Annotated in this window: 12 protein-coding genes; 8 read left to right on the top strand and 4 right to left on the bottom strand. The window is 62.6% G+C overall.

Annotation, left to right across the window (positions count from 1 at the left end; translation table 11 throughout):
• The first annotated feature begins 5 nt into the window (after nt 1-5).
• Nucleotides 6-845, top strand: coding sequence for a carbon-nitrogen hydrolase family protein (locus tag RGQ15_RS03410; protein WP_409201329.1), 840 nt, complete (start codon nt 6-8; stop codon nt 843-845).
• A gap of 7 nt (nt 846-852) precedes the next feature.
• Nucleotides 853-1,347 carry a MarR family winged helix-turn-helix transcriptional regulator gene (locus tag RGQ15_RS03415; RefSeq protein ID WP_311158818.1) on the top strand — a complete coding sequence of 165 codons (495 nt, stop codon included), beginning with the start codon at nt 853-855 and terminating at the stop codon, nt 1,345-1,347.
• 7 nt (nt 1,348-1,354) lie between these two features.
• Here the strand turns inward: RGQ15_RS03415 and ubiG are convergent, their stop codons facing one another.
• Entirely contained in the window at nt 1,355-2,107 is a 753-nt protein-coding gene (gene ubiG, locus RGQ15_RS03420; RefSeq protein WP_311158819.1) for a bifunctional 2-polyprenyl-6-hydroxyphenol methylase/3-demethylubiquinol 3-O-methyltransferase UbiG, read from the bottom strand.
• Nucleotides 2,108-2,158: 51 nt separating this feature from the next.
• Here ubiG and pip point away from each other — a divergent pair, with 51 nt between their 5' ends.
• The 6 genes from pip (at nt 2,159) to infB (ending at nt 9,169) form a co-directional block, all read left to right on the top strand.
• Complete coding sequence (pip, locus tag RGQ15_RS03425; RefSeq protein ID WP_311158820.1) at nt 2,159-3,157, top strand: prolyl aminopeptidase; 999 nt, start codon at nt 2,159-2,161, stop codon at nt 3,155-3,157.
• A 9-nt stretch (nt 3,158-3,166) separates the two neighbouring features.
• Entirely contained in the window at nt 3,167-3,613 is a 447-nt protein-coding gene (tspO, locus tag RGQ15_RS03430) for a tryptophan-rich sensory protein TspO (protein WP_311158821.1), read from the top strand.
• A 145-nt stretch (nt 3,614-3,758) separates the two neighbouring features.
• On the top strand, nt 3,759-4,367 hold the full coding sequence (gene rimP, locus RGQ15_RS03435) for a ribosome maturation factor RimP (protein WP_311158822.1): 609 nt from the start codon (nt 3,759-3,761) through the stop codon (nt 4,365-4,367).
• Nucleotides 4,368-4,370: 3 nt separating this feature from the next.
• Nucleotides 4,371-5,984: a transcription termination factor NusA gene (gene nusA, locus RGQ15_RS03440; RefSeq protein WP_311158823.1), complete on the top strand. Its 1,614-nt coding sequence runs from the start codon at nt 4,371-4,373 to the stop codon at nt 5,982-5,984.
• A 15-nt stretch (nt 5,985-5,999) separates the two neighbouring features.
• Nucleotides 6,000-6,617, top strand: coding sequence for an RNA-binding protein (locus tag RGQ15_RS03445; protein WP_311158824.1), 618 nt, complete (start codon nt 6,000-6,002; stop codon nt 6,615-6,617).
• 8 nt (nt 6,618-6,625) lie between these two features.
• On the top strand, nt 6,626-9,169 hold the full coding sequence (infB, locus tag RGQ15_RS03450) for a translation initiation factor IF-2 (protein ID WP_311158825.1): 2,544 nt from the start codon (nt 6,626-6,628) through the stop codon (nt 9,167-9,169).
• 421 nt (nt 9,170-9,590) lie between these two features.
• Here infB and mutT read toward each other — a convergent pair whose 3' ends face one another.
• From mutT to RGQ15_RS03465, 3 genes are read right to left on the bottom strand one after another with little or no spacing between them, the layout of a single operon-like run.
• Nucleotides 9,591-9,989 carry an 8-oxo-dGTP diphosphatase MutT gene (gene mutT / locus RGQ15_RS03455; protein ID WP_311158826.1) on the bottom strand — a complete coding sequence of 133 codons (399 nt, stop codon included), beginning with the start codon at nt 9,987-9,989 and terminating at the stop codon, nt 9,591-9,593.
• The gene (gene argJ / locus RGQ15_RS03460; protein WP_409201298.1) at nt 9,986-11,359 is read right to left on the bottom strand and encodes a bifunctional glutamate N-acetyltransferase/amino-acid acetyltransferase ArgJ; all 1,374 of its coding nucleotides are present in this window, start codon (nt 11,357-11,359) and stop codon (nt 9,986-9,988) included. Before argJ ends, mutT begins: the two co-directional genes overlap by 4 nt.
• A gap of 3 nt (nt 11,360-11,362) precedes the next feature.
• On the bottom strand, nt 11,363-12,208 hold the full coding sequence (locus RGQ15_RS03465; RefSeq protein WP_311158827.1) for a peptidylprolyl isomerase: 846 nt from the start codon (nt 12,206-12,208) through the stop codon (nt 11,363-11,365).
• Nucleotides 12,209-12,387 lie beyond the last annotated feature (179 nt).

The following is a 12,387-nucleotide window of genomic DNA, read 5'->3' on the forward strand; positions in this document are numbered from 1 at the left end:
CGCCGATCACGGCGGGACTGGTCCAGCTTTGTGTTTCGGATGACCCCGAACGCAACCTCGACGATACCCGCGCGCTGATCCGCGAGGCCGCCGGGCGCGGCGCCAGTTTCGTCCTGACGCCCGAGGCGACGAACATCCTCAATGCCGACCGCGCGACGCAGGAGCGGGTCCTTTGCACTCAGGACAATGACCCGACCCTGGCGGCCCTGCGCGCCGAGGCGCGCGAACTGGGCGTCTGGCTGCTGATCGGCTCGCTTTCGCTCAAGACCGGCGATGGCGGCGACAACCGCTTCGCCAATCGCAGCTTCATGATCGCCCCCGACGGAGAAATCCGCGCGAGCTACGACAAGCTGCACATGTTCGACGTCACCGTATCAGAGACCGAATCCTATCGCGAATCCTCGGCTTTTCGGCCCGGCGCGCGGGCGGTCCTGGCCGACGGGCCGTGGCCCGTGGGGATGACGGTCTGCTACGATCTGCGCTTTCCCCATCTTTACCGGGACCTTGCCAAGGCGGGTGCGCAGGTGCTGACCGTCCCTGCCGCGTTCAACGACACGACGGGGGCGGCTCATTGGGAAGTGCTGCTGCGGGCGCGGGCGATCGAGACCGGCTGTTACGTGCTGGCCCCGGCGCAAACCGGCCTGCATGGCAATCATCTTTCCCCCGAGCGCAAGCCGCGACGCAGCCATGGCCATTCCCTTGCCGTGGACCCTTGGGGAAAGATCATCACGGATGCTGGAACCGAACGTGGCGTTTCGCTAGTTGTGCTTGACCCTGCCGCCGTTGTCGGGGCACGGTCCCGCATTCCATCCCTGACGCACGACCGAGTATACTCGGGACCATGAGAGACAAATGCCTGGCAAGCCCGTGGAACACCCTCCCACCAGCACCGAGGCTTCGGCCGACTCGCTGGCCGCGAGCCTGTTTTCCGAAGTTTTCATCGCCGACCAGCTCGCCCGCGACCTGATCGGAAAGGCCCTGCCCAAGGGCATGCAGATTTCTCATTTCTCGGTTCTGAACCTGCTCGCGCATCTGGGCGTCGAGCGCAGCCCGGCCGAACTGGCCGAAGCATTTCATGTCACGCGTGGAGCCATGACCAACACGCTATCGCGTTTGGAATGGGCGGGGCATATCCATATCAGGCCAGACTGGGACGATGCGCGGCGCAAGTTCGTCTCGATCAGCCCGGCAGGTCGCGCGGCAAGAGACGCCGCGCTGGCGGCATTCATGCCGCGAATCGGCGATGTCGTACGCGAAATCGGCTCGGACCGGGTCCGGGCGGCCCTGCCTGTGCTGCGCCTGCTGCGCCGCCAGCTTGAAGAGGCATTGCGGCAGGAAGAACGCTAGGCGTAGCTCACTCGGCGCGCAGCGCCGTCATAGCGTAATTCACCGACAGGTCGCGATGCGACAGCGACCAGCTCCATCCCAACGGGTTGAAGACCATCCCGCAGCGGTCGACGACCCTGAGGCCGGTGGCCTCGGTCATGGCGGCAAGCTCGTCGGGGGTGATGAAGCGATGCCAGTCATGCGTGCCCTTGGGCAGCCAGCGCATCACCCATTCGGCACCGATGATCGCCGCTCCAAAGCTGCGCATCGTGCGGTTCAGCGTGGACTGAATCAACATCCCTCCCGGCCTCACGAGGTCGCGGCAGGATGCAATGAACTCCGAAGGCTCGGCGACATGCTCGACGATCTCGAGAGCCATGACGATATCGTAGCTCTGGCCCTCGGCCAGCAGCGCCTCGGACGTGGTGGCGCGGTAATCGATCGCCAGACCCTGCTCTTTGGCGTGAAGCGCGGCGATCGCGATATTTCCCTCGGCCGCATCGGCACCGGTGACCGTCGCGCCCAGCCGCGCCAGCGGTTCGGACATCAGCCCCCCGCCGCAGCCGATATCCAGCACCGTCAGTCCCTCGAAGGGAAGCTCCGTATTGCGGTCACGCCCGAACTGCGCCGCAATCTGGGTCGTGACATAGTCCAGCCGCGTCGGGTTGAGCATGTGCAATGGCTTGAACTTGCCATGCGGGTCCCACCATTCCTGTGCCATAGCCTGGAATTTCGCGACCTCGGCCGGGTCGATACTGCTGGTTTGCGGTCTTTCGTTCATCTGGCCGTCCTTCGTATGGCGGGCGCCTTCGGGCCGTTATATAGTCGGGGAATGGACAGATTGGCAGGGCAAATCGGCGGCAATCCGTCGCAGGGGAAGCTGCACCCGATGGTCGAACCCTTCGACCAGCGTCAGATCGACGTCGGTGATGGGCATATTATTCACGTCGAGCAAAGCGGCCATCCGGAAGGCGTTCCGGTAATCGTTCTGCATGGGGGGCCAGGCGGTGGCTGCAGCCCCTATATGCGCCGCTTCTTCGACCCCAAGCATTACCGCGCGATCCTGTTCGACCAGCGTGGCTGCGGAAGATCCCGCCCCCATGCCGAGGTTGCGGCGAACACCACGCGCCACCTGGTTTCGGATATCGAGCAGATCCGCCGCGAACTCGGCATCGGAAAGGCCATCCTTTTTGGCGGCAGCTGGGGTGCCACGCTTGCGCTTGCCTATGCCCAGGCTCACCCAGAGGCAGCGCTTGCCCTGGTGCTGCGCGGGGTGTTCCTGGGCCGGCGCGCCGAGCTTGACTGGTTTTACGGCGGCGGCGTTGCCCGTTTCTTCCCGGACCGCTGGGCCGATTTCCTGAAGCCCATTCCGGTGGCGGAACGCGACGACTTAATCATGGCCTATCACAGCAGGCTATTCAGCAACGACCGGGGGCAGGAAATCCGCTATTCGCTGCCGTGGCTGCAATGGGAAAATTCGCTGGCCGGTCTTGAAATCTCGGGCGCGGGCCATGCCCCGCCGGATTATGCCCGCACCTTCGCCCGGCTCGAAAACCACTATTTTGCTCATGGCTGTTTTCTCGACGAAGGCCAATTGCTGCGCGACCGCCACCTGATCGAACATCTGCCTGCCTTCATCGTGCAGGGTCGCTATGACATGGTCTGCCCGCCCCAGACAGCCTGGGAACTGGCCGAGGGTTGGGAGAATGCCGAGCTTCGCATCGTGCCCGCATCTGGCCACGCGCTGAGTGAGCCGCGAATCGCTGCGGAACTTGTGCGTGTGATGGACGGTTTGCGAGATGCGACCCGCCGAAGCGGTCGCGTAGCCTGACGGTGAAACATGCTGTTCCTGACCTTCCTGATTGCCTGCGCGGCCGCTGGCGCCACTGGGATCATCTTTCAGCCCGGCGCTTGGTATGACGGGCTGAAGAAGCCGGGTTTCACCCCGCCTCGCTGGGCCTTTCCTGTCGCCTGGACCTCGATCTACATTCTGATCGCCTGGGCCGCCGCCCGACTGGCCCCGCTGCCTGGATCGGATATGGCGATGGCACTCTGGGCGGCGCAGATCGCGCTCAACACCTTGTGGACGCCGGTGTTTTTCGGTGCGCATCGCACGGGTTGGGCGATGGCGGTGATTGTCATTCTGTGGCTTGTCGTGGCGCGACTGACTGTTCTGGCCTTTGGGCTGGATGTCTGGGCAGGGGTGCTTTTGCTGCCCTATCTGATCTGGCTCTGCCTTGCCGCCGCACTGAATTTCAGCATCTGGCGAATGAACCGCCGGCGATAGATCGCAATCATGCGCGGCTTTTCCTTGCAAAACGCCAAGACTGCGCCTATATGACCCTCAACAGCGGCGCAGGTGTCCAAAACCTGCCCACCGATAAGACGTGCGGGCCGCTCAGGCCCGCTTTTTTTGTTTTGGGATACCGATCATGACCGACCTCATTGCCAAGACCGCCATCGACCGGCGCCTGGCCGAGATCATCTCGCCGGTGATCGAGGATCTGGGATTCGAACTCGTCCGCATTCGCCTGCAGGGCGGCAAGACCTCGACGCTGCAGATCATGGCCGACCGGCCCGAGGGCGGCATCAATGTCGATGACTGTGCCGATATCTCGACCGCCGTCAGCGCCGTGCTTGATGTCGAGGACCCGCTTGAAGACAATTATCACCTTGAGGTCAGCAGCCCCGGCATCGACCGGCCGCTGACCCGGCTCAAGGATTTCGAAACCTTCGAAGGCTACGAGGTCCGGCTTGAAACCAACCAGCAGATCGACGGGCGCAAACGCTTCAAGGGCACGCTGGCCGGTGTCGAGGGCGACGAGGTGCTGATCAATATCGAAGAGGCCGGAGCGATTCACACGATCGGTCTTAACTTCGACTGGCTGTCGGACGCGAAGCTTCTTCTGACGGATGAACTGATTGCCGAAATGCTGCGGCAAAAAAAGGAAGCGGGCGTTCAGATCGAAAATCTCGACGAATCCGCCTTTGACGAGATCGAAACAGAAGCCGGCGAAACCAACGCCGACGCGAAGGAGTGAGGAATGGCCATCACCTCTGCCAACCAGCTTGAGCTCTTGCAGACCGCCGAGGCGGTCGCCCGCGAGAAGATGATCGACCCCGATCTGGTGATCCAGGCGATGGAAGACAGCTTGGCTCGCGCCGCCAAGTCGCGCTACGGCAGCGAAATGGACATTCGCGTCCATATCGATCGCAAGACCGGCAATGCCACCTTCACCCGCGTACGCACCGTGGTCGAGGATGACGCGGTCGAGAACTATCAGGCGCAACTGACCGTCAAGCAGGCCGAGCCCTACCTGGCCAACCCGCAGGTCGGCGACGAGATCGTCGATCAGGTTCCGCCGGTCGAACTGGGCCGCATCGCCGCGCAATCGGCCAAGCAGGTCATCCTGCAGAAGGTTCGCGAGGCCGAACGGGATCGCCAGTACGAAGAATTCAAGGACCGCGCCGGGACCATCATCAACGGCGTCGTCAAGCGCGAGGAATATGGCAACATCATCGTCGATGTGGGCCGTGGTGAAGCCATCCTGCGCCGCAACGAGAAGATCGGCCGCGAAAGCTATCGCCCCAACGACCGCATCCGGGCCTATGTCAAGGATGTGCGTCGCGAAAGCCGTGGCCCGCAGATCTTCCTGTCGCGCACCGATCCGCAGTTCATGGCCGAATTGTTCAAGATGGAAGTGCCGGAAATCTATGACGGCGTGATCGAAATCAAGGCCGTGGCCCGTGATCCGGGCTCGCGCGCGAAGATCGCCGTGATCAGCTACGACAACTCGATCGACCCGGTCGGCGCTTGCGTCGGCATGCGCGGCAGCCGCGTTCAGGCCGTCGTGGGTGAGCTTCAGGGCGAAAAGATCGACATCATTCCGTGGTCGGACGACCAGGCGACCTTCCTCGTGAACGCGCTGCAACCGGCCGAAGTGGCGAAAGTCGTGTTCGATGAAGACGCCGCGCGTATTGAAGTTGTCGTCCCCGATGAACAACTAAGCCTTGCGATCGGCCGTCGTGGTCAGAACGTGCGTCTGGCTTCGCAGCTCACCGGTCTGGACATCGACATCCTGACCGAGGAAGAGGAATCGAAGCGTCGTCAGGCAGAGTTCAACGCCCGCACGAAGCTGTTCATGGACGTTCTGGATCTGGACGAGTTCTTTGCCCAGCTTCTGGTGGCCGAAGGCTTCACGAACCTCGAAGAGGTCGCCTATGTGGACCTGGACGAACTGACCTCGATCGAGGGCGTCGACGAAGGCACCGCCGAGGAGCTTCAGACCCGCGCTCGTGAAAACCTTGAGGCTGCAAGCCGCGCCGCACTTGAAAATGCCCGCGCGCTTGGTGCCGAGGACAGCCTGATCCAGTTCGAGGGACTGACCCCGCAAATGGTCGAGGCCCTGGCAAAGGACGACGTGAAGACGCTGGAAGACTTTGCGACCTGCGCCGACTGGGAACTGGCCGGCGGCTGGACCACGCAGAACGGCCAGCGCGTCAAGGACGAAGGCATCCTCGAACCCTTCGAGGTGTCTCTGGAAGAGGCGCAGACCATGGTGATGACCGCCCGCGTGATGCTGGGCTGGGTCGATCCGACCGAAATGGAATCAGCCGAAGAGGCTGAGGTAACCGAAGACAAGGAGGCCGGGGTGTAACGCCCCGGGAGACAGATGACACGCGGGGGCCGGACAAAGGACCGCGAGACGCCCGAACGGCGCTGCATCGTGACGGGCGAGACCCAACCCAAGGCGGGTCTGATCCGCTTTGTGGCCGGCCCCGACGCGATCGTCGTGCCTGACCTGGCCGAAAAGCTACCTGGACGTGGCTTTTGGGTGATTGCCGACAAAAATGCCTTGGACAAGGCCGCGGCAAAGGGCATGTTCTCGCGCGGAGCAAAGGCGCAGGTCTCTGCTCCGCCAGAATTGCTCGAGATGATCGAGACAGGGCTTGCAAAACGTGTGACCGACACGCTTTCGCTGGCTCGCAAGGCCGGCCTGGCAGTGGCCGGTTTCGAAAAGGTCAAGGACTGGCTGGCAGGCGGCAGGGCAAAAGTCCTGCTTCAGGCCAGTGACGGATCGGACCGCGGCAAAGGCAAGCTCTGGACCCCGCCCGGCGGGCGTTGGTTCGGCTGCCTCACCGCATCAGAATTGGGTTTGTCCTTTGGGCGCGATCATGTCATACACAGCGCGCTTGCGCCGGGGCGCCTGACCGACATGTTGATCAGGGACGCGAGCAGACTGACGGGTCTGCGCGGGCATGACGGCGGTGTTTCCGCCGGGAAGGAATGAAGATCGGAATGAGCGATACTGACGGAAAGAAACCCCTGGGTCTTGGTGGCGGCTCCGGTCGTTCTGGCCAAGTGAAGCAAAGCTTCAGCCACGGTCGGACCCATAATGTCGCGGTCGAGGTCAAACGCAAGCGCGTCGTCGTGCCGGGCAAATCCGGTGCGGCAGCGGGCGGTTCGCGTTCGGGCTCTCCTTCTGCTGTCGGCGGCGATCCTTCGAAGCGCCCCGCCGGCATCTCGGATGCCGAGATGGAGCGCCGTCTGGCCGCCCTGCGCGCCGCCAAGGCCCGCGAGGTCGAAGAGGCCGCCCAACGCGAGGCCGAGGAAAAGGCCCGCGAGGAAGAGCGCGAGCGTCGCCGCCTCGAGATGGAAGCCAAGGAACGCGAAGAGCGTGAGCGCGAGGAAGCGCTTCGGCTGAAGGCCGAAGAGGACGAACGCCGCGCCCGCGAAGCCGAACTTCGCGCCCAGAAGAAGGCCGAGGTCTCGAAGCCCAAGACCGAGACGCGCCCTGCCCCGACCGACCGCGCGTCAGTCGAGGCCGCCGCCGCACGTGCCGAAACCAAGGGCGTCGCGCCGACCACGCCGCGCAAGACCGAGCGGGAGCGCGACACGCGCAGCACCGATGATCGCGACAACCGCAACAAGGGCCGCGACGACAGCCGCCGCACCGGCAAGCTGTCGCTGACCCAGGCTCTGGACGGCGAAGGCGGGCGGCAGCGCAGTCTTGCCGCGATGAAGCGCAAGCAGGAAAAAGCCCGTCAGAAGGCCATGGGCGGCAATCAGCGTCAGGAAAAGCAGGTGCGCGAAGTGCAGCTGCCCGAGACGATCCTGGTTTCCGAACTGGCGAACCGGATGGCCGAGCGCACCCCTGATGTCATCAAATCGCTGATGCGCATGGGCATGATGGTCACCGCGAACCAGGCCGTCGACGCCGATACCGCCGAACTGGTCATCGACGAATTCGGCCATCGCGCCGTCCGCGTGTCGGATTCGGATGTCGAACAGGTCATCGACCAGGTCGAGGACAAGCCGGAGGACCTGCAGTCCCGCCCGCCGGTCGTGACGATCATGGGCCATGTCGACCACGGCAAAACCTCGCTTCTGGACGCGATCCGCAAGGCGAACGTCGTTTCGGGCGAAGCCGGGGGCATCACCCAGCATATCGGTGCCTATCAGGTGAAGACTGAATCCGGTGCCGTGCTGACCTTCCTCGATACGCCCGGCCACGCCGCCTTCACCTCGATGCGCGCCCGCGGTGCGCAGGTGACGGATATCGTCGTTCTTGTCGTTGCCGCCGATGACGCGGTGATGCCGCAGACGGTCGAGGCGATCAACCACGCCAAGGCAGCCAAGGTGCCGATGATCGTGGCGATCAACAAGGTCGACAAGCCGGCCGCCGATCCGCAAAAGGTCCGCACGGCCCTGCTGCAGCACGAAGTCGTCGTCGAGGCGATGTCGGGCGACGTGCAGGATGTCGAGGTTTCGGCCAAGACCGGTCAAGGCCTGGACAACCTTCTGGAGGCCATCGCGCTGCAAGCCGAGATCCTCGAACTGACGGCGAACCCCGAACGCGCCGCTTCCGGTGCCGTGATCGAGGCCAAGCTGGATGTGGGCCGCGGCCCGGTCGCGACGGTTCTGGTGCAAAACGGCACCCTGAAGCGCGGCGACATCTTCGTGGTCGGCGAGCAATGGGGCAAGGTGCGTGCGCTGATCAACGATCAGGGCGAGCGTGTCGACGAAGCCGCTCCTTCGGTTCCCGTCGAGGTCCTGGGCCTGAACGGCACGCCGGAAGCGGGTGACGTGCTCAACGTCGTCTCGACCGAGGCACAGGCCCGCGAGATCGCGGATTACCGCGAGCAGGCTGCCAAGGACAAACGCGCTGCCGCTGGTGCCGCGATCACGCTCGACCAGATGCTGGCGAAGGCCAAAGCCGACCAGAACGTCGCCGAGCTTCCGGTCGTCGTCAAAGCCGACGTGCAGGGTTCCGCCGAAGCGATCGTTCAGGCGCTGGAAAAGATCGGCAACGACGAAGTCCGTGTGCGCGTGCTGCATTACGGCGTCGGCGCGATCACCGAATCGGATATCGGTCTGGCCGAAGCGAGCCAGGCCCCGGTCATCGGCTTCAACGTCCGCGCCAATGCGCCGGCCCGCAATGCCGCGAACCAGAAAGGTGTCGAGATCCGCTATTACTCGATCATCTACGATCTGGTCGACGACATCAAAGCGGCGGCCTCGGGCCTGCTTTCGGCCGAAGTGCGCGAGAACTTCATCGGCTATGCCGAGATCAAGGAAACCTTCCGGGTCTCGGGCGTCGGCACCGTCGCAGGCTGCCTTGTCACCGAGGGCGTGGCCCGTCGTTCGGCCGGTGTTCGCCTGCTGCGCGACAACGTGGTGATCCACGAAGGCACGCTGAAGACGCTCAAGCGCTTCAAGGACGAGGTCAAGGAAGTCCAGTCCGGTCAGGAATGCGGCATGGCTTTCGAGAATTACGACGATATTCGCAAGGGCGATGTCATCGAGATCTTCGAACGGGAAGAAGTCCAGCGACAGCTCTGATCGGCTGCGCAAGGGACGGAATGGAAGGGCGGGCGCATTTTGCGCTCGCCCTTTTTAACATGATCTGTCGAGTGGAATGGATATGCGCGCTTCTCTGCGCGCCGAAATGGAAACGGGGCCCCCTGATGGAGACCCCGTTTCGATTTCATGGTACTGCAAATGCCTGCTTGCTTATGCAGCCAGCACGGGCTTGCCTTCGTAGGTCTTGGTCCCGACGCGCACAACGATGTTGCCGTTCGACCCCTGACGCTCAAAGACTCCTTGGACAGAGATGCAGCTACCTATCGTAATGGTGCGAATCATGTCCGGCTCCCTCCTACTCACAATTTCATTGTTGCCACAAAATCGTTAAGTTTTAACTAATTTTGTGTAACAGCCCGGCAGAATAAAAATTCTGTGCGGTTTCTGTTGTTCATGAGCTTCATATCCAGTCTCTGAGGACAGGAATCAAGGGGATATCGGCCGGTGGCATGGGGTAATCGCGCAAATTAGATGCATTCACCCAGGTTATGCTCTGACCCTCTTGCGGGATTGGAACGCCCTCCCACTTGCGGCAGGCGTAGAGCGGCATGAGAAGGTGGAAGCTTTCATAGCTGTGGCTGGCAAAGGTCAGCGGGGCCAGGCAGGAGTTCCAGGTCCTGATGCCCAGCTCTTCTTCCAGTTCGCGGATCAGAGCCGCCTCGGGCGTTTCTCCGGGTTCGACCTTGCCTCCCGGAAATTCCCACAGACCGGCGAGCGACTTACCCTCGGGGCGCTGCGCAAGAAGCACGCGGCCGTCCCTGTCGATCAGGGCCACGGCCGCCACAAGAACCACCTTCATGAACGGTAATCGGCGTTGATGTCGATATAGCCATGGGTGAGGTCGCAGGTCCAGACCGTGCGCTTGGCCTTGCCCAGGCCAAGGTCGACGCCGAGAACCAGGTGATCCTGCTTCATATAGGCGCTGGCCGCCGCCTCATCATAGGACGGAGCGCGCCAGCCATTCTCGGCCAGGATCATGTCGCCGAAGCGAATGGTCAGGCGATCACGATCGGCCTGCGCCCCCGACTTGCCGACGGCCATGACCACGCGCCCCCAATTCGCATCCTCGCCCGCGATCGCGGTCTTGACCAACGGAGAGTTTGCGATGGCCATGGCGACGCGATGCGCGTCCTGAACACTCGCCGCACCGGTGACATTGACCTCGACGAATTTCGTCGCGCCCTCACCGTCCTTCACGACCTGGTGCGCCAGGTCCGTCATCACCTCGCCAAGCGCCTTCGTGAACGCCCGCGCGGTCGCTGAGCGCATGTCCGTGATCGGTTCGGCCTCGGACTTGCCCGTCGCGGCCAGGATCAGCGCATCCGAGGTGGACGTGTCGCTGTCCACCGTGATGGCGTTGAACGTCGTTTCGAGCTGCTTTGACAACAGGCGCTGCAACAGTCCCGGTTCGACCATCGCATCCGTAAAGATGTAGACCAGCATCGTCGCCATGTCGGGCGCGATCATGCCCGAGCCCTTTGCGATGCCGACGATATTGATCGTGCCGCCTTCGGCCTTGAAGCTTGCCTTGGCCCCTTTCGGAAAGGTGTCTGTGGTCATGATGGCATTTGCCGCAGCGGCAGCGCCGTCCTCACTAAGGTTGGCGCCAAGATCACCGATGATGGCGGTGATCCGGTCGGCCGGCAGCGGCTCTCCGATCACGCCGGTCGATGACGAAAAGACGCGGCTGCGCGGGATCGACAGAACAGAGGCGACCCCGCCCGTCACCTTGTCGACCGAATCCTGCCCGTTCCGCCCGGTAAAGGCATTGGCGTTGCCCGAGTTCACGATGATCGCAGCGCCCTGGCTCAGATCCTGTTTGCCCGCAAGCTTGGCCTGGCAGTCAAGCACGCTGGCCGCCCGGGTCGAGGACTTGGTGAAAGCCCCGGCAATCGCCGTTCCCGGCGCAAGGCGCGCCAGCATCACGTCGGTCCGGCCCTTGTATTTCACGCCCGCCGCACCCGAGGCGAACTCGACACCGCGGATCACAGGAAGTTCCGGAAAACTCTTGGGGGCCAACGGCGAAACCGATTTGCCCTTTTTCGACTTCGAATCGATCCTGCTTTCGACCGAGGCTTCGAACTCGAGCGCGGTCTTTTTCAACTTCTGAAGTTTCTTCTTCAGTTTCTTCAGCCGTTCGGATTCACTCTGCTTGCCAGATTTTACCACGGCTCACTCCTCCAGAAGCTCAGTCTTCTTCAGCAGTTCGGGGCTGAGCCCTTCGGTCTTCTCGACCTTGGCTTCGGCGACACGCTTCTCGATCTCGGCCTGAACCTTGTCACGACGGATCTGGACCACCAGTTGATCCTTGACCTCTTCCATCGCGGGCGGGGTCACATCGCGCTGATCGACCAGCTTGATGACGTGCCAGCCGAACTGCGTTTCGACGGGCTCGGAGACCTCATCCTTTTTCAGCTTCTTCACGGCATCTGCAAAAGGCTGAACCATCTGTTCGGGCTGGAACCAGCCCAGGTCACCCTTGTTCGGTCCCGAACCAGGATCGGTCGATTTCTCGGCCGCAATCGCACCGAAATCTCCACCTTCCTCAAGCTGTTTTGCGATTTCTTCCGCCTCTTCCTTGGTGTTCACCAGGATGTGGGCCGCATTGTATTCGACCCTGGGTTCGGATTCTCCGCCGAAAACCTGCTCATATGCGGTCTTCAGCTCTTCTTCGCTCGGCTCGGCCTCGGCCACCTTCTCGAGCGCCGAACCGGCAAGATAGGCACGCCGTTCGATCTCAAGACCGATCTCGTCTCGCTTGCTCAGATCCTTGGCCGCAACCTGTGCTACGGCGGTCTGGCGGATCATCTGGTCCAGCATCAGATCCCACAAGGCGGTGTCAGGCAGCCCCTGCACGGATTGCGCATCCAACCCCTGCCGCATGGCGATCAACTGACCCAGCGTGATCGTTTCACCGTTGACGGTTGCAACGACGGTATCGGCATCCTCTGCAAAGGCAGGGGCGGCACCGATGGAGACGGAGACCAGAGCCGTGGCGGCAAGAAGCGATTTCAGCATCCTATTCCCTTTCCTGGGAGTGGTTCATTTCTAGCCCCAACGCAGCGCTGAACCGGCGCAAGCGTTGACAGTAAGGCATATGGGGCCTACATCCGGCTCAACCGAAAATGCGCGCCCGTCGCCATTTTTCCGGCCCATGTGATAGGGCATGGCGAATGGTGGCGGCAAGTGGGCGGAAC

Origin of the sequence: Paracoccus sp. MBLB3053 (genome assembly GCF_031822435.1) — a bacterium.
Classification (GTDB): Bacteria; Pseudomonadota; Alphaproteobacteria; order Rhodobacterales; family Rhodobacteraceae; genus Paracoccus; species Paracoccus aurantius.

Excerpts from the sequence above, each read along its gene's own strand:
- RGQ15_RS03415 (WP_311158818.1), top strand. The coding sequence starts at position 853 with ATGCCTGGCAAGCCCGTGGAACACCCTCCCACCAGCACCGAGGCTTCG.
- ubiG (WP_311158819.1), bottom strand. The coding sequence starts at position 2,107 with ATGAACGAAAGACCGCAAACCAGCAGTATCGACCCGGCCGAGGTCGCG.
- pip (WP_311158820.1), top strand. The coding sequence starts at position 2,159 with ATGGACAGATTGGCAGGGCAAATCGGCGGCAATCCGTCGCAGGGGAAG.
- tspO (WP_311158821.1), top strand. The coding sequence starts at position 3,167 with ATGCTGTTCCTGACCTTCCTGATTGCCTGCGCGGCCGCTGGCGCCACT.
- rimP (WP_311158822.1), top strand. The coding sequence starts at position 3,759 with ATGACCGACCTCATTGCCAAGACCGCCATCGACCGGCGCCTGGCCGAG.
- nusA (WP_311158823.1), top strand. The coding sequence starts at position 4,371 with ATGGCCATCACCTCTGCCAACCAGCTTGAGCTCTTGCAGACCGCCGAG.
- RGQ15_RS03445 (WP_311158824.1), top strand. The coding sequence starts at position 6,000 with ATGACACGCGGGGGCCGGACAAAGGACCGCGAGACGCCCGAACGGCGC.
- infB (WP_311158825.1), top strand. The coding sequence starts at position 6,626 with ATGAGCGATACTGACGGAAAGAAACCCCTGGGTCTTGGTGGCGGCTCC.
- mutT (WP_311158826.1), bottom strand. The coding sequence starts at position 9,989 with ATGAAGGTGGTTCTTGTGGCGGCCGTGGCCCTGATCGACAGGGACGGC.
- RGQ15_RS03465 (WP_311158827.1), bottom strand. The coding sequence starts at position 12,208 with ATGCTGAAATCGCTTCTTGCCGCCACGGCTCTGGTCTCCGTCTCCATC.